Origin of the sequence: Streptomyces sp. 5-10 (genome assembly GCF_014712245.1) — a bacterium.
Lineage (GTDB): Bacteria > Actinomycetota > Actinomycetes > Streptomycetales > Streptomycetaceae > Streptomyces > Streptomyces violaceusniger.
The window spans coordinates 1-331 of record NZ_JACVYG010000256.1; the positions used below are offsets into that span (position 1 = coordinate 1).

At 58.6% G+C, this 331-nt stretch carries 1 other RNA gene; it reads left to right on the plus strand.

From position 1 onward, the window contains the following. The first annotated feature begins 3 nt into the window (after positions 1-3). Positions 4-331, plus strand: an RNA gene (gene rnpB, locus IEJ02_RS51585) — RNase P RNA component class A.

Genomic DNA, 331 nt, shown 5'->3' on the forward strand with positions numbered 1-331 from the left:
CCAGACAATCGCTGCTCCTGTAAGGGAGGGGAGGAAAGTCCGGGCTCCATAGGGCAGGGTGCCAGGTAATGCCTGGGGGGCGCAAGCCTACGGCAAGTGCAGCAGAGAGAAGACCGCCTACGTTTCCTGTTTACAGGAAGCCGGTAAGGGTGAAAGGGTGCGGTAAGAGCGCACCGCGTGCGTGGTAACACGTCACGGCAAGGTAAACCCCACCTGGAGCAAGACCAAATAGGAATCCATGAGGCATGGCCCATGCTGGATTCGGGTAGGTCGCTTGAGACCTGTGGCGACGCAGGTCCTAGATGAATGATTGTCCTCGACAAAACCCGGC